Here is an 18,639-nt window from a genome sequence, read left to right as displayed (position 1 = left end):
TGATATTAACATGACGCCGGAATCTTATCCACTCGGTTCTGATGGCGACCACCTTCAAACTTAGTTTCTAAAAACGTATCTACCATTTTTATAGCTTGTGGTATAGAGGTGAAACGCGCTGGAATACAAATAATGTTAGCATTGTTATGCAGACGTGTTAATTCAGTGATTTCATTCGTCCAACAGACTCCAGCTCTCACATGTTGGTATTTATTAGCCGTCATAGCAACACCATTTGCGCTTCCACAAATAAGAATACCAAAATCTACTTTTTTAGCTTCTACATCTTTAGCTACTGGGTGTACAAAATCTGGATAATCTACACTATCTATAGTGTCCGTACCATAATTAATAACAGTATGTCCTTTTGCTTCTAAGTGCTTTACGATAGCAAATTTATAATCTGGACCTGCGTGATCGTTTCCTATTGAAATTGTCATAATAAATTATCTTTACTTATTAGACTTCAAAGTTAATAATTGCTTACAACTAAGCATAACTTATAAGAGCTTACTTATCTATTAGTTTTAAGTTTGATATTAAGTTTTGAGATATGGCTTATTAACATTGTTGATAACTCTAAATAAAATGAACTCTAATTGTTAATAGCTGTTCATAACTCTTAAAAATAAAAATTAGGATTATTCAGTTATTTTTCCAAACCAAAATTGAAACATCTTATCCAAATAAGTTAACGGTTTTTTTAAAATAAGTTATCAAACTAAAAAGTGATGAAATGAACAGTATTTTTAAAAATATATATGAGCTATTTCTATTAACATTCGTTATTAACAGTTGTTAATAGCTTTTTTATTTAACTTAAAAATGAAGCATTTAGATGTAAACTCAATGTTAATTAAAATGTAGTAAAATGTAAACTACGACTATTCAAAATAAATCTTCAAAAAGTTATAGCCACTATTAACATACTATAATAACCACTATTTATTTTTTAAAATTTTAAAAGAAAACTGATAATATGTATATATATGTTCATAACTGTAAATTTTTTTTAAATTAAGTTTGATGAACTTCTCTTTTAAAGTACAGTTAAGTTCAAATATTAAGATAGAAGACGTTTTTCTTAAATTGAATAGGGTATAGGTATTTTCAGTAACAATAAAAAAAGTACTTTTTAAAAACCCATACTGTTAGTCGAAGTATTAAAGGTATTAATACGATAATACTATTAATTTAACCTTAAAGCAACACCATTAAAAAATTAAAACGTAACTTTGCAACAAACTTAATAACCTCTCTTCGCTAAAGTTAAGTTTTAAATAAGTTGTTATTCTTAGACTTATTGTACAATCTAAAGGATTTGTAAGCTTATATAGAATAACAAATACAATAATAGATTACAATTATAAATGACAAAAAAGAAACACAGGAAACCTTCAAATAATAAGATTTCCAACCTTACAAATACAATTCTTAGTATTTTAAAAAAAGACAGAAATTCAACTTTTAATTATAAACAAATTGCAGCTAAATTAGGCGTTAATGATGCCAGTAGTCGCAATCAGATTATAAAGAAATTGCAACAACTTAAAGCAAAACAAGAGATTGAAGAAGTCGATCGTGGTAAGTTTAAAGCTATCGTTAATACCGAATACCATACGGGTATTTTAGACCTGGGTGCTAAAGGCAACGGATATATTATTTCAGATGATTTTGAAGACGATGTATTCATTGCTTCAAACAATATTAATAAAGCTTTAAATGGCGATGAAGTAGAATTTTACGCTTACAAAAGAAAGCATAGAGGCAAGCAAGAAGGAGAAATTACTAATATTATAAAACGTGCAAAAACGGAGTATGTTGGTACCATTCAAATTCATGATAAAAAAGGATTTGCCTTTGTTGTAGCCGATAGCAACAAAATGTACACCGATATTTTTGTACCTATTAATAAAATAAATAAGGCAGAAGATGGTGATAAAGTATTGGTTGCTTTAGAAGATTGGCCAGAAAAATCAGATTCACCTAACGGAAAAGTGATTGAAGTTCTAGGAAAACCTGGAGAACACAGTACAGAAATCCATTCTATTTTAGCAGAATATGGCTTGCCATTAGAGTTTCCAGAAGAGGTTGAAGCCTTCGCTAATAAAATTGATACGTCAATTACAGCCGAAGAAATTGCAAAACGTAGAGATATGCGTAAAGATTTAACCTTTACCATAGATCCTAAGGACGCTAAAGATTTTGATGATGCCTTATCCTTTAAAGTCTTAGATAATGGCTTATATGAGATCGGAATTCATATTGCAGATGTTTCGCATTACTTACAACCAGGAACCATTTTAGATGATGAAGCTTACGAACGTGCGACGTCTATTTATTTAGTAGATAGAGTAGTGCCAATGTTACCAGAAATATTATCTAATGGAGCTTGTTCATTACGTCCACATGAAGAGAAATATACCTTTTCTGCGGTGTTTCATATGAATGATAAATGTGAAATTAAAAACGAATGGTTTGGTAGAACAGTAACCTATTCTGATGCGCGTTTTGCCTATGAAGAAGCACAAGCGATTATTGAGAATAATGCAACCATTAATGACGTTGAAGTGTTAAAGAACCCTGATAAAATAGAGACTACAATTCCGGCTGAAGTTTCATTAACAGGAGAAACATATCAAACGTCTGTAGAGGTGGCTCAGGCTACTATAAAAATGAACCAATTGGCTCGAAAAATGCGTTCGGCACGTATGCGTGATGGAGCCATTTCATTTGATAAAGTTGAAGTTAAATTTAATTTAGATGCTGAAGCTAATCCAATAGGTATTCATTTTAAGACTAGTAAGGATGCTAATAAAATGATTGAAGAATTTATGTTATTAGCTAACAGAAAAGTATCGGAATTTGTTGGAAAACAAAAACCTGAGAAAACATTTGTGTACCGTGTACACGATGAACCAGACGAATCTAAATTAGCACAGCTACAAACGGTTGTGGCGCGTTTTGGACACAAATTAAATTTTAAAGATAAAGGCAGTATTGCATCGTCTTTAAATAATTTACTAAAAGATGTTGTTGGTAAAAAGGAACAAAATTTAGTCGATACATTAACAATTCGTACTATGTCTAAAGCCGAATATACCACACACAATATAGGGCATTATGGTTTAGCTTTTGAGTATTACAGTCATTTTACATCGCCAATTCGTCGTTATCCAGATGTTATGGCACATCGTTTACTACAACAGTATTTAGATGGTGAAAAATCGGCTAATCAAGAAATTTACGAAGAAAAGTGTAAGCACTCGAGTAATATGGAATACTTAGCCACAAGAGCTGAGCGCGATTCTATTAAATATATGCAGATTCGTTTTATGCAAGATCATCAAGACGAGGACTTCTTGGGAGTGATTTCTGGAGTTACAGATTGGGGAATTTATATAGAAATTGTGTCTAATAAATGTGAAGGTATGGTTAGTGTTAGAGATATGAAAGACGATCACTATCAGTTTGACCAAGATCAATATGCTATGATTGGCCAAAAAACCGGAAATATGTATCAACTTGGTGACGAGGTTATTGTAAAAGTTAAAAATGCAGATTTAGTTAAAAAGCATTTAGATTTTTACATGATCGGTAAACCCGAAGCATAAAATTATGCTGTACCATTTCAACTATAAAAGAGATTTATATATAAAGTTTTAATAGATGATTCTTACCACAACCAATTCTATAGAAGGTCATAATATAATCGATTATTTAGGCATAGTAACAGGTGTTGCTATTAATAAAGAAGCGATAGCTATAGGCTTTAGTATGTCTAAATATTATGCTAAAATTCAATCAAGTATAGAAACTGTAAAAGAAGAAGCATTTCAAAAGTTACAAACTAATGCGGCAAGATTAAATGCAAATGCTGTGGTAGGTATTAAAGTTGAAATAGAATTAACAACAAGTAATTATGCCATGGTTTCTGTAACAGGAACGGCTGTAAAAGTAACCCTATAATGAAAACAAGTACCAAAGCTGGCATATACGTTTTTGTAATATTTGCCGTTATCTACATTATTGTCCGATTGAGTATTCAAGCTATTTTTGTAGATATTAATCAAATGCTATTAGCAGTGCTATCTGCTGTTATCACCATTATATTAACTCCTCAAAGACGTATTGTTAAAAAACGTTCTGGAGAGGAAATTCAGTTGAAATGGCTTTTTATTAAAAAAGTATTTACCTTAAAATAAGGATGTTTTATGAAAAAAATAGGTTTAGTATTAATGTTAATGAGCACTTTATTTATTAATGCTCAAGATGCAATTGAAAAAAAAGTTGGAGAATTTTCAACCGTAAAAGTATTTGACTTAATTCATCTTAAAATGATGGCTTCTGATGAAAATAAAGTGGTTATTACGGGTAAAAATAGGAAAGACGTTGAAGTTGTAAACAACAACGGAAAACTAAAAATACGTATGAATCTTAGAGAAAGTTATGATGGTAACGACACTGTTGTAATACTTTACTTTACGACTGTAGATGAAATTGATGCCAATGAAGGTGCAAAAGTAACGGTAAAAGAAACTATTAAACAATACGAAATAGATTTAAGAGTACAGGAAGGTGCAGAGATTACAGCTAATTTAGAAACGACTTATGCTAATTTTAGAGCAGTAACAGGTGGTGTAATTAATGTGACTGGACAGTCAAAACATCAAGATATTACGATTTATACAGGTGGAATTTTTAATGGCGAAGATTTTATTACCGAAAATACAGACGTTAGTATTAATGCTGCTGGTGAAGCCTATGTACATGCTACAGATTCTGCAAATGTTAGGATTAAAGCTGGTGGTCAGGTTTATATTTATGGTAAACCAAAACAAGTTGAAGAAAGTACTATTCTTGGAGGTCGAATAAAACGTATGTAATATCCGTTGAGTTTCTTACATTTGTGTAAACCGTAAGATTTTACATGTTAGACGATATCTTAACAGCTATTCCCTTCGGAATTATTTTAGCCTTTACCATTGGTCCTGTGTTTTTTGTACTACTCGAAACTAGTGCTACCAAAGGTTTTACTAGTGCTATTATTTTCGATTTAGGTGTTATTTTGGCAGATATTGTATTCATTTTTGTCATTTTTAAAAGTACAGACTCACTTTTAGATAAAATTAAAGACGACCCAAAACTTTTGGTTTTTGGAGGTACCTTATTAACCATTTATGGATTAATTAGTTTTATAAAAACCTCAAAATCGTTTCGATCCATTGTAAGAGAACACCTTAAAATAGAATTACCTAAAAAAGATTATGGAAAGCTCTTTATAAAAGGGTTCTTACTCAATTTTATTAATATTGGTGTACTATTAGGTTGGTTAGGCTTTATTGTTATTGGAACATCAATAACAAGTTCTGAGAATGGTGTAACGGTCTTTATTGTAACAATGTTGATTTCTTATTTTTTAACTGATCTGGTTAAAATAGCGGCTGCAAAACGATTAAAAAACAAATTAACTCCTCGACGTATTTTTAAGACTAAAAAAATTGTGGCCTTAGTGATTTTAGTTTTTGGAATTATACTATTAAGCCAAGGTCTATTTCCAGAGCTTTATGAAAAAAGTATGGAACAAATTGAAAAGGTTAATCCTATAGATTAAGTATTTCCACAGATTTTATTGGTGTATAAAAGAAGTACTAAAGCTATTTTATAATATTATTAGTAAATTCAACATCATTGTATTTATGTTTAAAATAAGTTATAGAATGGCATATAGATTACGGCTGGTATTTTTTTTCCTTTCCTTTTTTAGTATTCACGCTCAAACTACTAATAATACTGGTGAATTAAGAGAAATAGCCTTTTCAGAACTTATTAGTGAGTTAACTAACGGTAAAGATTCTATTTTTTCTCTTAAAAATGCCATTGTTAAATTCGATAAAGAAAAAAGTGAAAGGTATAGCTTATATGAATACAGATTTAAAGGAAAAAAGTATCCTACTGATACCATTCATATCTATAAAACTATCAATTTTGATAATGTTCATTTTGATAAAAATCTAACTGTTTATAATTATGCTTTTATTAATTTTCACTTCTATAAACCTATAAAATTCAAGAACACTTCTGATGTCATATTTTTCAATTGTCAGTTTGATAGCTCTATTTCTCGTAGTTCTGATAATACATACTTAAGTAATGATAATTTATTTTGGGTTCAAAACTGTACGTTTAATTCAAAGGTAGATGTCAATGATTTAGGGGATAATGAACAGCTTAATTTAATCATAGATAGTAATACTTTCAATGTTTTAGAAACTGATAATTATACAGAAACGTTTGTCGAACCATTATTACGAATTAGCATAGCAGATGGAGCTTCACTTGGATTTATTAACAATATTATAAATTATAACAATGCAACGTTTAGTATTATCACTTCTAATAGTAGTGAAGTTTATTTTCAAAAGAATAAGATACAATCTAAATTTTGGAACTATTTATATTTAGATAATTCGGATAAGTTATCATTTATTAATAATACCATTGAGTCTGACTTACTTTTTGGTATTGACAAATTGAAAACTGAATATGGAATGCAATGGCCTATAACTGAACATAAATTAATTCCTGTTAATTATATAATTTATAATCAAGAAAAGATAAGAAATACTAATAATAAAACCTTTGACTCGCTTTACATAAATAGTAGAGTTAGTGATGACTCTTATTATAAATATGAACTCACTCACCTAAGTAAATTTTATACTTATTTTAAAGAATTTTACAACAGACAATCCGCAAATGATGTATATATTAAAATAAAGCATCTAGAAACTGGACGTCTAAAATATCTTTATGAACATGATAAATCATTTACAAACTACTTTGAAATGATTGTCAATCGATTTTTAGAACGGTTTTCGGATTATGGAACGAGTCCTTCTAAAATTGTGATCTCTTCTTTTAAAATTATTTTACTTTTTGCCTTTTTATTTCTGTTTTCTACTAATTCTTGGAATAAAATTAAACTTAATAGATATAATAAAGGGATCGAACAATCCATTAATTATTTTACATCAAATACTACTATATTAAAGGCATACGAGATAGATGAAAATAAGATATTTCAAAATACGAATACAAAAGCAGCTTTGATTAATAATAGAAACAATGTACCTAAAGTATTTTCTTTTTTTTCACTATTATTTATAAATACTCAAACGAAACTCATAGAAATTAAATTATCATTTTGGAACTATCTTAATGTCGTAAAAAATACTTGGTATGATTTATCATCATACAAAAGAATGTTTTATAGCTTTTTAATAGGCGTCATAATACTTGGGTATCTACTCATAAAAGTATTATCTATTCTGTTTAATGCGCTAACGCTTAGTATTAATTCATTTACAACCTTAGGTTTTGGAGAAATTCCAATAAAAGGAATTGGAAGATACTTAGCAATAATTGAAGGCTTTATTGGTTGAATCTTCTAACCTTATTTAGTGTGACTTTAATCTCTCAAATATTAAGTTAGATTAGTAAAACACCTTATAGAAGTTGAAGGTGTTTTGAAGTTCCTAAAGCTATAAGGTTCAAATCTTGTAACCATTAATCCAAAATTTCTTAAAATTTAAAAATAAAAAAAGCTTCTAAGAAAACTTAGAAGCTTTTTGAGGTGTCGAGCGGATTCGAACCGCTGTAGATGGTGTTGCAGACCACTGCCTAGCCACTCGGCCACGACACCTTATTTTCCTAGTAAACTAGGGATCTCATTAATTTAATGAGAGCGCAAATATAAAAATTATATATGTTATAGCCTAAAGAGGATTACTTTTTTCGCTTTTGAGTCATTTTTATGGTAACCTTCTCAACATCACCACCAATTGGAGGATTAATTTTACTTACAGCAACTGTAGCTTTGGTAATTAAGGAGTCTTCACTAAAAATACGATCTAAAATACGTTGTGCAACAGCTTCTAATAACTTTGAAGGTATGGCCATTTCTTCTCTAACCACTTTGTTTAAAAAAACATAACTTACAGTATCACGTAAGTCATCAGACTTTGAAGATTTTATTAAATTAACTTTAACTTTTAAATCTACTCTGTAATCACTACCAATAGCGGTTTCTTCCTTTAAACAACCATGATTGGCAAATACTCTTATATTTTCAACTTTTATTATTCCCATAAAGCAAAAATAATATAAAAGATAATAGAGCAAAGCGGTATTTACGCTTTTCTAATTCGTAAACAAATCAAAAATGTTACTCATAGCGCTTGTTTTAGCTTTATAGAATTCAGTATAGGTGCACTTTTTACACGTTACGCTAGTAAATTTTTTGTTCTGAATATCAAAGATTTTAGAAAACGTACCACCTGTGGCTCGCATCTGATCGACAGTACAGGTGGTATTATGACATTTTGGACATTTATAGTTCATTTTAATATTTAATTATGGATTTATAGTATCAGTCTAAAAACATAAATAAATGTTACAATTTGTTTAATTTTACCACCTGGAATAATGATGTTGAGAATTCTAGCTGTATAAGGATTTTACCTAACAGCTAATACCTAACAGCTAACACCTAAATAATGTCAGAAGAAACAAAGTCACTCAATTTTATTGAGCATATTATAGAAGAAGATTTAGCCAACGGTTTGTCAAAAGATAAATTGCGCTTTCGTTTTCCACCAGAGCCAAATGGGTATTTACACATTGGTCATACCAAAGCTATTGGTATTAGTTTTGGGTTAGGAGAGAAGTACAACGCACCTGTAAATTTAAGATTCGATGATACCAATCCTGCCAAAGAAGAACAAGAATATGTAGATGCTATTAAAAAGGATGTCGCTTGGTTAGGTTACCAATGGGAAAATGAATTGTATTCTTCAGATTATTTTCAACAATTATACGATTGGGCAGTACAATTAATTAAAGATGGAAAGGCCTATGTCGATAGTCAATCGTCTGAAGCCATGGCAGAACAAAAAGGGACACCAACACAACCTGGAGTAGATGGTCCATATAGAAATCGTTCTGTTGAAGAAAATTTAGACCTTTTTGAACGCATGAAAAATGGTGAGTTTGAAGAAGGTGCACATATTCTGCGTGCAAAAATAGACATGCAACATCCTAACATGTTAATGCGTGATCCTATTATGTATCGTGTTTTAAAGAAACATCATCACCGTACAGGTAATGATTGGTGTATTTATCCTATGTACGATTGGACACATGGAGAAAGCGATTATATAGAGCAAGTTTCTCACAGTTTGTGTTCTTTAGAATTTAAGCCACATAGAGAACTTTATAACTGGTTTAAAGAGCATATCTATAACTATGCTTCAGATACGCTTCCAATGTTGCCTAAACAACGCGAATTTGCACGTCTTAATCTTAGTTATACTATAATGAGTAAGCGTAAATTACTTAAATTAGTAGAAGAAGGTATTGTGTCTGGTTGGGATGATCCGCGAATGCCTACGATTTCAGGTTTACGTCGCAGAGGTTATACACCAAATTCTATTAGAAAATTTATCGAAAAAGTTGGTGTAGCTAAACGCGAAAACGTCATTGATGTCTCGCTTTTAGAATTCTGTATTCGAGAAGATTTAAATAAATCAGCCAATCGTGTGATGGCCGTTTTAGATCCGGTAAAAGTGGTGATCACCAATTATCCTGAAGGTAAAGAAGAATGGTTAGAAGCCGAAAATAATCAGGAAGATGATTCGGCAGGCTTTAGAAAAGTCCCTTTTTCTAGAGAAATTTATATCGAAAAAGACGATTTTAAAGAAGAAGCTGGAAGTAAATATTTTAGGTTGAAACTTGGAGGTGAAGTCCGCTTAAAAAATGCGTACATCATTAAGGCAAATGCGGTTGTAAAAGATGCCAATGGTGAGATTACAGAAATTCATTGTACCTATGATGAAGATACATCTAAAAAGGTTAAAGGAACCTTACATTGGGTATCTATAAAACATGCTATTACTGCAGAAATTAGAGAATACGATCGTTTGTTTATGCACGAATCTCCTGATAGTGATAAAGACAAAGATTTTATGGAATTTATAAATCCGAAATCTTTAACCATTAAAACAGGTTATTTAGAACCAAGTTTAGCATCAGTTAAAGTAGGAGAGCAGTTTCAGTTTCAACGTTTAGGCTATTTTAATGTGGATGATGATTCTACAGCTGAAAAATTAGTATTCAATAAAACGGTTGGTTTAAGAGATAGTTGGGCAAAGCAAAAGCCAAAACCTCAGAATAATCAAAATCAGAATAAAGCAAAACCGCAACAACAAAAACGTTCGGCAATTAGTGTAATTCAACAGTTTGGAAAAAAATACACCAATTTATCTGAAGAAAAGCAGTTAAAAGTTAAATCTGAAATACAAGAGCTAGCTAAAGATGTTTCTTACGATGATTTAGAGCCTTTATTTGGCACAGCTGTAAAAAAAGCAGGTACTCGTATCGCAGTTTTAATTGCGTTAAAAGAGTTGCTTAAAAATGGCTTAGAGCGAAATGATGCAATTAACGAGTTTATTGAGAAGGCTAAAGCGGATAAAAATGAGGTGTTAGTGGCTGAAGCTTCTGGGATTTAACAATTTTTTGAGATAGACTGCATTTATAATTACTTAACTTTAGCTAAAGCCAGTTAATTATGAATAAATCACAAAGAATACTTACAGAAATCTCTACAGTTACTAGAGACATCGAAGAGAATTATCCAGAACTTCAAAAATATTTAAGCGAAACCCGAAGTACATTACCACATGGTTCCAATGAAAATGCGAGTTTGGATACTTCAGATTTAGAAAATTATCTCAATGAATTAAAAGAAATTCGAGATAAATATAAAGAAGAAGGCCATTGATTATAATATATTTTAACCATAAAAAAACCTCGAAAATTAACTTTCGAGGTTTTTTTATAATTTAGTTTTCTATAGGTTCTACCTTTAAATCATCATCAGGAATGTCTAGACTGGTTTCAAAATTTGGTAAAACTTGATTGGTTAAAGCGTCATTTTTTAATTGTTTAGCTTCAATAAACCACCAATAATTATCAGCTTCATTATAAATTCCTAAAAGATAGCTTTTAGAAGAAATACGCTGTCCAGACATCACCATTTGATTATAACCTTCAACAACACAACGAAATTGACCTTGTTCTTTTACAATTTCAGAAACACCATTAATATCAGCTTTTTCAAATTTAAAGCCTTGTGCTTTCATACCTTCAAATGTCGATTCGATCACTTTTAAAGCAGCATCTTTGCCTCCCATCATGTCTAATACCGACGGAAGGGTATGCTTTAGAACGGTTTCATAATCCATTTCTAAAGTGGCTTTTGATGTAGTTTTAGCGTCTTTTAAAGCGTCTGTTTTGGTTTGAGAAAATCCATTTATGCTAGTTACTATTAAAACAAATGCTAATATTTTTTTTATGTTATTCATCATTTTTATTTTTTTGATTTTTCATGGCTTCTCCAATTTGATTACTAGCAGTGAAACTAGCAACCATATCATTTAACATTTGGCTACCGGCCTGTGGCGAATTTGGTAATAAGATTAAATTACTATTGGTTTCACTTCCAATAGCTTGTAAAGTATCGTAATGCTGTGTGACAACTATTAATGCTGAAGCTTCTTGACTGTTAATACCAACACGATTTAAAACATCAACCGACTCTTCTAAACCACGAGCTATTTCACGACGTTGATCGGCAATACCTTGTCCTTGTAAACGCTTGCTTTCGGCTTCTGCTTTGGCTTTTTCAACAATTAAAATACGTTGTGCATCACCTTCATATTGTGCCGCTGTTTTTTCTCTATCTGCCGCGTTAATACGGTTCATCGCTATTTTTACTTGTGGATCTGGATCAATATCGGTAACTAAAGTTCTAATGATATCAAATCCGTAGTCCATCATCGCATCATTTAATTCTGCTTTTACGGCTAAGGCAATGTCATCTTTCTTTACAAAAACATCATCTAATTTCATTTTTGGAACTTCAGCACGTACCACATCAAAGACATAACTCGTAATTTGATCATGCGGATAATCTAGTTTATAAAACGCATCATAAACACTTTCTGTTACTACTTTATACTGTACAGAAACCTTTAGTTTTACAAATACGTCATCTAAAGTTTTGGTTTCAATAATCACATCTAATTGTTGAATTTTTAAACTCAATCGTCCTGCTACCTTATCCACAATTGGAATTTTCATATGTAAACCTGATTGACGAATACTGTGAAATTTACCAAAACGTTCTATAATGGCGGCTGTTTGTTGCTTTACCATAAAGAAAGAGGAGGCTAAAATAATTAATCCAAAAAATATAATTGGAACTAGAATAAATTGACCCATAACATGTTTTTTTTTAGTTAAAAATAAGTGTCATTAAATGTAAGTTATTTTAATGAGATAATTTGAAATGAACCATTATAACCAAATTCAATATTCTGGTTTTGTGTTTAGGGATTCAATAATGTTGATTAACGTTAGCCAATAGTTCTACCTTCGCTACGGTTATAGAAATAGAATTAGTCTTCAAGGCATTACCATTTTTAATATAGATGCTATAATTACTTCAAGCTTCAGAGCGCAATTCACGTCTTTTAGAAACTAAACGATACATCGAATCAGTTTCTAAAATTAATAATCTATTGGAATCAGATGATTAAGAGGTTGTTATAGGTATAATAATGGTGCTAAGATGCATTAGGTTTTTGAAAGTCGTGTCCTTTTTCTGAAGTTGCAGAAATAGTTTTACCAGATAAGGCAATATTGATAATACCAAATGAATTATCAGTATAGTGTTTATTTAACAATTGTCTATAAACTCTGTAATTACCTCTAAAGTTCCGACAAGGAGACTTTAGAGGTGTTTTTAGTGTTTATTTAGTATACTAAAGATGTTTGATTAATGCTTCAATACGTTTTATCGTTTCCGCTTTACCAATCATATACATAATATCAAAAACATCTGGTCCTTGTAATGCACCAACTAAAGCTAATCTTAAGGGCATCATTACTTTACCAAAACCAATGTCATTATCCGTAATCCAACCTTTAATGTTAGTTTGAAGATTTTCAACCGTAAAGTCATCAGTAGCATTAACAAGTTCAATAACCTTTGTCATTACATCAGCGGTTCCTTCTTTTAAAGCCTTTTTAGAGGCTTTTTCATCATAAGCTGTTGGCGCTGTAAAAAAGAAATGACTTAAGTCCCAAAAATCTTGAACAAACGTTGCACGTTCTTTTATTAAACCTACAACCAACGCAATATAATTTACATCGATATCAGATTCAGTTAAATCTGATGAATTTAAAGTAATTTTTAAATCAACAATAGGTTTGAACTGTTCCGCTAAGTCTAAATCTAATTGCTGCTGCATATACTGATGATTAAACCACTTAATTTTATCGGGATCAAAACGTGCACCAGCTTTGTTGACTCGTGCTAAATCAAAATCTGAAACTAATTGCTCTAAACTAAACAACTCTTGTTCGGTTCCAGGGTTCCAACCTAAAAAGGCTAAGAAATTAACCACAGCTTCAGGGAAATACCCATCTTCTTTATAACCTCTAGATACGGTTCCGTCTGGTGCTGTATATTCTAATGGAAATACTGGGAAGCCCATTTTATCGCCATCACGTTTACTTAATTTTCCTTTGCCTGTTGGTTTTAAAATCAATGGTAAATGCGCAAATTCTGGAGCGTCCCATCCAAAAGCATCATACAATAATTGGTGTAATGCTAAAGAGGGTAACCATTCTTCACCACGAATCACATGTGTAATTTCCATTAAATGATCATCTACAATATTGGCTAAGTGATAGGTTGGCATACCATCACTTTTAAACAACACTTTATCATCTAATATATTGGTATCAATTTTCATGTTACCACGAATAATATCGGTAAGATGTAAGGTTTGGTCTTGAGGAGATTTAAAACGAATTACGTAATCATCACCAGCTTCAATTTTAGCCTTAGTTTCTGCTTCAGTTAATACCAAAGAGTTGACCAAGCGTCCTTTTTCGCGGTTATGCCAGTTATAGATAAAGGTTTTACCTTCGGCTTCATGGCCTTTGCGTTCTGCATCTAGTTGTTCTGCAGTATCAAATGCATAATAAGCATTTCCACTAGCAATTAAATCATCAGCATATTGTTTATATAAATGCTTACGTTCACTTTGTCTGTAAGGACCAAATTTTTCGTTTTTACCTGGACCTTCATCAAAAGGCATTCCACACCAATCTAAAGATTTTATAATGTAGTCTTCTGCACCTTCTACATAACGGTTTTGGTCGGTATCTTCAATTCTAAGAACAAAATCACCTCCATATTTTTTAGCAAATAAATAATTGAATAAAGCGGTTCTTACACCACCAATATGTAATGGTCCTGTTGGACTTGGTGCAAAACGCACACGTACTTTTTTAGACATAATTGTATATTAAAGCGCAAAGATAGTTTGATAGAATTTTAGAACAAAGAAAATAAGCACTAGTTAAGTTTTACCGTATTTAGCTAATAATTCGTCTATAATTAACAGAATCTTACCAATTTTGAATTAATGTCTATTAAAATAAAATCGTAGTTTAGTCAGTTAAAGGTAATTTAGCATTTTAAACCAAAGGCTAATAGCTAAAATTCAATAGCCAAATCTAATGAGCAATTTCAATACGATAAAACAAAAACTAGAGCAATTCATTAAAAGGTATTACACTAATGAATTACTAAAAGGTGCAATCTTATTTTTTGCCATAGGCTTGTTATACCTTATTCTAACCTTGTTTGTAGAATATGTATTATGGTTGAATCCTACAGCAAGAACCTTATTATTTTGGACCTTCATTATTGTAGAATTAGTCTTGTTTGTTAAATTCATCGCCATTCCATTAGCCCATTTATTCAAACTTAGAAAAGGTATTAATTTTGAAACGGCTTCCAAATTAATTGGAAATCATTTTCCAGAAGTTAATGACAAACTATTAAACGTACTTCAATTAAATCAAAGTCCTCATCAATCGGATTTATTATTAGCGAGTATTGAGCAAAAGTCTCAAGAATTGCAACCTGTTCCTTTTAAAGCAGCTATTAATTTTAAGTCGAACACCAAATATTTAAAATATGCTGCTATTCCTCTGGTAATTATAATATTATCATTGGTAACAGGAAAGATTGATTGGTTTAGCGATAGTTATGAGCGTGTTGTAAATTATAAAACGGCTTATGAACCACCAGCACCTTTTCAATTTTTTGTATTGAATGAATATTTGCAAGCTATTGAAAATAAGGATTTTAAATTAAATGTCTCAACGGCAGGAAATGTCATTCCTGAGAATGCACAAATTAAATTTAATGGACAATCGTACTTCTTACAGCAAATAGCGCCTGGGGAATTTCAATACACATTTAACTTGCCAAAAGAAGCGATAGAATTTACCTTGATGGCTAATGATGTGACTTCAAAACCGTATAGATTAGAAGTGGTGAATACGCCAAGTTTAGTTCATTTTGATATGGTTTTAGATTATCCTGCACATACTAATAAGCAAGATGAGGTCTTAAAAAGTACGGGCTCGGCTGTTGTTCCAGAAGGCACTAAGGTGACTTGGAATGCGAAGACTAAGGCTACGACAGGAGTTCATATTTATGCAGAAGATACTTTAAGTTTTACTCTAAATTCGAATGATAATTTTGAAGCCTCAAAACGACTTTATAAAAATTATAACTACAGTATTACTACGAGTAATGAAGATTTAAAGGATTATGAGAATCTCGCTTATACGATTAATGTGGTTAGAGATAGTTACCCAGAACTTAATATTAAGGTGCAGAAAGATTCTGTAGATCAACAAAGTTTATATTTCTATGGACAAGCGAGTGATGATTATGGCTTATTAAAACTACAATTGGTTTATTATCCTGTAGAAGATGAATCTAAAAAAGTGGTTGAACCTATTTCTATATCAAAATCTAATTTTGCCGAATTTGTAAGTGCGTTTCCTAATCAGTTTAATCTTGAAGAGGGTGTAAGTTATCAACTCTATTTTGAAGTCTTTGATAACGATGCACTTCATAACTACAAACGGTCGAAAAGTTCGGTGTTTAGTTATCGTAAATTAACTAAAGAAGAAGAAGAGCAGAAGCAGCTTAATGAGCAAAATGAAACGATAAAGGATATTAGTAAGACGTTTGATAAACTTCAAGAACAAGATAAAAAACTCGAAGAAATATCTAAAACGCAAAAGGAAAAAGAAAGCCTAAATTTTAATGATAAAAAGAAGTTTGAAGATTTTTTAAAGCGTCAGAAAAATCAAGAACAGTTGATGAAAGATTTCAACAAAAAGCTTCAAGATAATTTAGAAGAATTTCAGAAAGACGAAAAGAAAGATGATCAATTTAAGGAGGATTTAAAAGAACGTTTAAAGGAAAATGAAGAGCAACTTAAAAGGGATGAAAAGCTTTTAGAGGAACTTGAACAATTAAAGGATAAAATCAATAAGGAAGAATTCACACAGAAACTTGAAGAATTAGCCAAACAAAACAAGAATAAAAAACGTAGCATGAAACAGCTATTGGAATTGACTAAGCGGTTTTATGTGATGAAAAAAGCTGAAAAGGTGGCTAGTGAATTAGAAAAATTATCTGAAGAACAAGAAAAGTTATCTAAAAAAAATGAAGAGAATACAAAGGAAGCTCAAGAGAAATTAATTGAAGAATTTAATAAACTGCAGAAGGATTTAGAAGAACTAAATAGTGACGATCGTAAACTTCAAAAACCAATGGACATTCCGAGGGATGAGTTTTTGGAAGATGAAATAAAATTTGATCAAAAAGAAGCCAAAGAAGCCCTAGAAAAAAAGGAAGAAATGGATTCTGAAACAAAAACACAAGATGCCCAAGAGCAGCAAAAAAAGGCTAACGAGAAGCAAAAGAAAGCGGCTAAGAAGATGAAGCAGTTAAGCGATATGATGAAAATGTCTGGTGGTGGCGGTGGCGGAGGTAGTGAAATGTCGGAAGATATTGATGCCTTACGTCAAATATTAGAAAATCTATTGCTTTATTCGTTCGATCAGGAAGCCCTAATGAATACGTTTGAAAATATTGATATTAATAACAATAAATATGGCAAATATATTATTCAGCAAAGTAATCTCAGAGCACATTTTGAGCATATTGATGATAGTTTATTTGCCTTGTCATTACGACAACCTAAGATTTCTGAGCAAGTGAATTCGCAAATTTCAGAGGTGTATTTTAATATCGATAAGGCTTTAGAACAATTGACAGAAAATAAATTGTATCAAGGCGTCGGTGCACAACAATATGCGGTAACAGCGACCAATGAATTAGCGAGTTTTTTAAGTGATGTTTTAGATAATATGGAAATGCAAATGAATCCATCTATGGGTGAAGGTAGTGGAGGTGGTGAACAGTTACCAGATATTATTATGAGCCAAGAAGAGCTTAATAAGAAGATGGAGGAAGGTGTTAAGAAAAATAAACAAGGAAAGGAAGGTGAAGAAGGAGAGGGAGAGAAACCGGGTGAAAAAGGTAAGGATGGAAAAGAAGGTGAAGGTGAAAAGCCTGGTGATAAAGGAAAATCTGGAAAAGAAGGAGAGAACGGTGAAGGTGGTCAATCTGGTGAAAACGGATCTCAAAATCTAGAAGGACAACAAGGAGGAAAGCAAGGAGAGAATGGCAAAGAAGGTAAGGGAAGTAAAGGTGGAAAAAATGGAGGTGATGGAAATGGTAACGGCGAAGCGGAAAAGAATGATGGATATGGAGAAGGTGGAAGTGAAGAACAAAACGCTGAGCTATTTAAGATCTATCAGCAACAACAACAATTAAGACAAGCATTAGAAGATCGATTTGCTAAAGATGGTAACATTGAATCTGCTGGACAGTTGATCAAACAAATGGAGGATATTGAACTCGATTTACTGAATTTTGGGTTTACGAATCAGACGCTTCAAAAGATGATGGATTTGCAACATAATTTATTAAAATTAGAGAATGCTACCTTTATGCAAGGCCAAGATTCTAAACGTAAATCTGAAACTAATACAGAGGAATTTAATCAAAATAATCCGAGTCAAATTCAAACAGCGAAACAATATTTTAATACTACCGAAATTTTAAATCGCCAAGCACTACCTTTGCAAAATCATTTTAAGAAAAAAATTCAAGAGTATTTTAAAAGCACCAATGATTAGTTTTAATTACGAAACCCAATTTATATTAGAAAATACAGAACAACTTTCTGAATGGATTTCTAATACCATATCAGAAGAAAACTGTAAAGAAGGAGAGATTAATTATATCTTTTGTACCGATAATTATTTACATAAATTAAATGTAGATTTTCTAGATCACGATACGTTGACAGATGTTATTAGTTTTGATTATTCGGTAGGAAAGGAACTACATGGTGATATTTATATTTCGGTCGAACGGGTTGAAGAAAATGCGGCTGATTTTAATGTTGCATTTCAAGATGAAATAGCACGGGTGATTATTCATGGAGTATTGCATTATTGTGGGTATAAAGACAAGACAGATGCAGACGAAAAAGTAATGCGATCTAAAGAAGATTACTACTTAGCGAAGCGAAAATAATACCTACTATTTCAGTGTATATTTGCAGA

At 31.4% G+C, this 18,639-nt stretch carries 16 protein-coding genes and 1 tRNA gene; 10 read left to right on the top strand and 7 right to left on the bottom strand.

The genetic code is table 11. The features are described from left to right. Positions 1–5: 5 nt before the first annotated feature. Entirely contained in the window at positions 6–440 is a 435-nt protein-coding gene (gene rpiB, locus ACXGSQ_RS03425; RefSeq protein WP_458628241.1) for a ribose 5-phosphate isomerase B, read from the bottom strand. A gap of 930 nt (positions 441–1,370) precedes the next feature. Here rpiB and ACXGSQ_RS03420 point away from each other — a divergent pair. From ACXGSQ_RS03420 to ACXGSQ_RS03395, 6 genes are all read left to right on the top strand, one after another. Continuing rightward, a complete protein-coding gene (locus ACXGSQ_RS03420) occupies positions 1,371–3,614 on the top strand; it encodes a ribonuclease R family protein (RefSeq protein ID WP_458628240.1) in 2,244 nt (747 codons plus the stop codon). 55 nt (positions 3,615–3,669) lie between these two features. Then, entirely contained in the window at positions 3,670–3,969 is a 300-nt protein-coding gene (locus tag ACXGSQ_RS03415) for a YbjQ family protein (protein ID WP_458628239.1), read from the top strand. Further along, on the top strand, positions 3,969–4,205 hold the full coding sequence (locus ACXGSQ_RS03410) for a hypothetical protein (RefSeq protein ID WP_458628238.1): 237 nt from the start codon (positions 3,969–3,971) through the stop codon (positions 4,203–4,205). The genes ACXGSQ_RS03415 and ACXGSQ_RS03410 overlap by 1 nt, the downstream gene beginning before the upstream one ends. Before the next feature lie 9 nt (positions 4,206–4,214). Beyond that, positions 4,215–4,886 (top strand): head GIN domain-containing protein, encoded by a 672-nt coding sequence (locus tag ACXGSQ_RS03405; protein ID WP_458628237.1) that lies wholly within the window; start codon positions 4,215–4,217, stop codon positions 4,884–4,886. A 44-nt stretch (positions 4,887–4,930) separates the two neighbouring features. Continuing rightward, complete coding sequence (locus ACXGSQ_RS03400) at positions 4,931–5,614, top strand: LysE family translocator (protein ID WP_458628236.1); 684 nt, start codon at positions 4,931–4,933, stop codon at positions 5,612–5,614. Positions 5,615–5,720: 106 nt separating this feature from the next. Continuing rightward, complete coding sequence (locus ACXGSQ_RS03395; protein WP_458628235.1) at positions 5,721–7,445, top strand: hypothetical protein; 1,725 nt, start codon at positions 5,721–5,723, stop codon at positions 7,443–7,445. A gap of 189 nt (positions 7,446–7,634) precedes the next feature. On the opposite strand, the gene ACXGSQ_RS03390 is transcribed toward ACXGSQ_RS03395, so the two are convergent. The 3 genes from ACXGSQ_RS03390 to ACXGSQ_RS03380 all read right to left on the bottom strand — a co-directional run bounded on the left by ACXGSQ_RS03390 (position 7,635) and on the right by ACXGSQ_RS03380 (position 8,403). Then, positions 7,635–7,705: transfer RNA gene (locus ACXGSQ_RS03390), tRNA-Cys, on the bottom strand. A gap of 83 nt (positions 7,706–7,788) precedes the next feature. Next, positions 7,789–8,151: a dihydroneopterin aldolase gene (gene folB, locus ACXGSQ_RS03385; protein ID WP_458628234.1), complete on the bottom strand. Its 363-nt coding sequence runs from the start codon at positions 8,149–8,151 to the stop codon at positions 7,789–7,791. Between the two features lie 51 nt (positions 8,152–8,202). Beyond that, positions 8,203–8,403 carry a zinc ribbon domain-containing protein gene (locus ACXGSQ_RS03380; protein WP_458628233.1) on the bottom strand — a complete coding sequence of 67 codons (201 nt, stop codon included), beginning with the start codon at positions 8,401–8,403 and terminating at the stop codon, positions 8,203–8,205. A 155-nt stretch (positions 8,404–8,558) separates the two neighbouring features. Here ACXGSQ_RS03380 and ACXGSQ_RS03375 point away from each other — a divergent pair, with 155 nt between their 5' ends. Both ACXGSQ_RS03375 and ACXGSQ_RS03370 read left to right on the top strand, forming a co-directional pair. Then, the gene (locus ACXGSQ_RS03375) at positions 8,559–10,568 is read left to right on the top strand and encodes a glutamine--tRNA ligase/YqeY domain fusion protein (RefSeq protein ID WP_458628232.1); all 2,010 of its coding nucleotides are present in this window, start codon (positions 8,559–8,561) and stop codon (positions 10,566–10,568) included. Between the two features lie 59 nt (positions 10,569–10,627). Continuing rightward, positions 10,628–10,840 (top strand): hypothetical protein, encoded by a 213-nt coding sequence (locus tag ACXGSQ_RS03370; protein WP_458628231.1) that lies wholly within the window; start codon positions 10,628–10,630, stop codon positions 10,838–10,840. A gap of 61 nt (positions 10,841–10,901) precedes the next feature. Here ACXGSQ_RS03370 and ACXGSQ_RS03365 read toward each other — a convergent pair whose 3' ends face one another. From ACXGSQ_RS03365 to gltX, 3 genes are all read right to left on the bottom strand, one after another. Then, positions 10,902–11,426, bottom strand: a complete 525-nt coding sequence (locus tag ACXGSQ_RS03365; protein ID WP_458628230.1) for a hypothetical protein — start codon at positions 11,424–11,426, stop codon at positions 10,902–10,904. Beyond that, a complete protein-coding gene (locus tag ACXGSQ_RS03360; protein ID WP_458628229.1) occupies positions 11,416–12,342 on the bottom strand; it encodes an SPFH domain-containing protein in 927 nt (308 codons plus the stop codon). Before ACXGSQ_RS03360 ends, ACXGSQ_RS03365 begins: the two co-directional genes overlap by 11 nt. A 542-nt stretch (positions 12,343–12,884) precedes the next feature. Then, a complete protein-coding gene (gltX, locus tag ACXGSQ_RS03355; RefSeq protein ID WP_458628228.1) occupies positions 12,885–14,429 on the bottom strand; it encodes a glutamate--tRNA ligase in 1,545 nt (514 codons plus the stop codon). Positions 14,430–14,652: 223 nt separating this feature from the next. Here gltX and ACXGSQ_RS03350 point away from each other — a divergent pair, with 223 nt between their 5' ends. Together ACXGSQ_RS03350 and ybeY are read left to right on the top strand one after the other, a co-directional pair. Beyond that, positions 14,653–18,207 (top strand): DUF4175 family protein, encoded by a 3,555-nt coding sequence (locus ACXGSQ_RS03350; protein WP_458628227.1) that lies wholly within the window; start codon positions 14,653–14,655, stop codon positions 18,205–18,207. Next, positions 18,200–18,610: an rRNA maturation RNase YbeY gene (gene ybeY / locus ACXGSQ_RS03345; RefSeq protein ID WP_458628226.1), complete on the top strand. Its 411-nt coding sequence runs from the start codon at positions 18,200–18,202 to the stop codon at positions 18,608–18,610. Before ACXGSQ_RS03350 ends, ybeY begins: the two co-directional genes overlap by 8 nt. Positions 18,611–18,639: the final 29 nt, after the last annotated feature.

The sequence above is a fragment of the Winogradskyella sp. PC D3.3 genome (assembly GCF_054366245.1).
Note: the sequence above shows the minus strand (reverse complement) of the source record. Positions and strands in the feature narration are given on the sequence as shown.

Excerpts from the sequence above, each read along its gene's own strand:
- ACXGSQ_RS03405 (WP_458628237.1), top strand. The coding sequence starts at position 4,215 with ATGAAAAAAATAGGTTTAGTATTAATGTTAATGAGCACTTTATTTATT.
- ACXGSQ_RS03410 (WP_458628238.1), top strand. The coding sequence starts at position 3,969 with ATGAAAACAAGTACCAAAGCTGGCATATACGTTTTTGTAATATTTGCC.
- ACXGSQ_RS03380 (WP_458628233.1), bottom strand. The coding sequence starts at position 8,403 with ATGAACTATAAATGTCCAAAATGTCATAATACCACCTGTACTGTCGAT.
- gltX (WP_458628228.1), bottom strand. The coding sequence starts at position 14,429 with ATGTCTAAAAAAGTACGTGTGCGTTTTGCACCAAGTCCAACAGGACCA.
- folB (WP_458628234.1), bottom strand. The coding sequence starts at position 8,151 with ATGGGAATAATAAAAGTTGAAAATATAAGAGTATTTGCCAATCATGGT.
- ACXGSQ_RS03365 (WP_458628230.1), bottom strand. The coding sequence starts at position 11,426 with ATGATGAATAACATAAAAAAAATATTAGCATTTGTTTTAATAGTAACT.
- ACXGSQ_RS03420 (WP_458628240.1), top strand. The coding sequence starts at position 1,371 with ATGACAAAAAAGAAACACAGGAAACCTTCAAATAATAAGATTTCCAAC.
- ACXGSQ_RS03395 (WP_458628235.1), top strand. The coding sequence starts at position 5,721 with ATGGCATATAGATTACGGCTGGTATTTTTTTTCCTTTCCTTTTTTAGT.
- ACXGSQ_RS03415 (WP_458628239.1), top strand. The coding sequence starts at position 3,670 with ATGATTCTTACCACAACCAATTCTATAGAAGGTCATAATATAATCGAT.
- ACXGSQ_RS03370 (WP_458628231.1), top strand. The coding sequence starts at position 10,628 with ATGAATAAATCACAAAGAATACTTACAGAAATCTCTACAGTTACTAGA.
- rpiB (WP_458628241.1), bottom strand. The coding sequence starts at position 440 with ATGACAATTTCAATAGGAAACGATCACGCAGGTCCAGATTATAAATTT.
- ACXGSQ_RS03350 (WP_458628227.1), top strand. The coding sequence starts at position 14,653 with ATGAGCAATTTCAATACGATAAAACAAAAACTAGAGCAATTCATTAAA.
- ACXGSQ_RS03360 (WP_458628229.1), bottom strand. The coding sequence starts at position 12,342 with ATGGGTCAATTTATTCTAGTTCCAATTATATTTTTTGGATTAATTATT.
- ybeY (WP_458628226.1), top strand. The coding sequence starts at position 18,200 with ATGATTAGTTTTAATTACGAAACCCAATTTATATTAGAAAATACAGAA.
- ACXGSQ_RS03400 (WP_458628236.1), top strand. The coding sequence starts at position 4,931 with ATGTTAGACGATATCTTAACAGCTATTCCCTTCGGAATTATTTTAGCC.
- ACXGSQ_RS03375 (WP_458628232.1), top strand. The coding sequence starts at position 8,559 with ATGTCAGAAGAAACAAAGTCACTCAATTTTATTGAGCATATTATAGAA.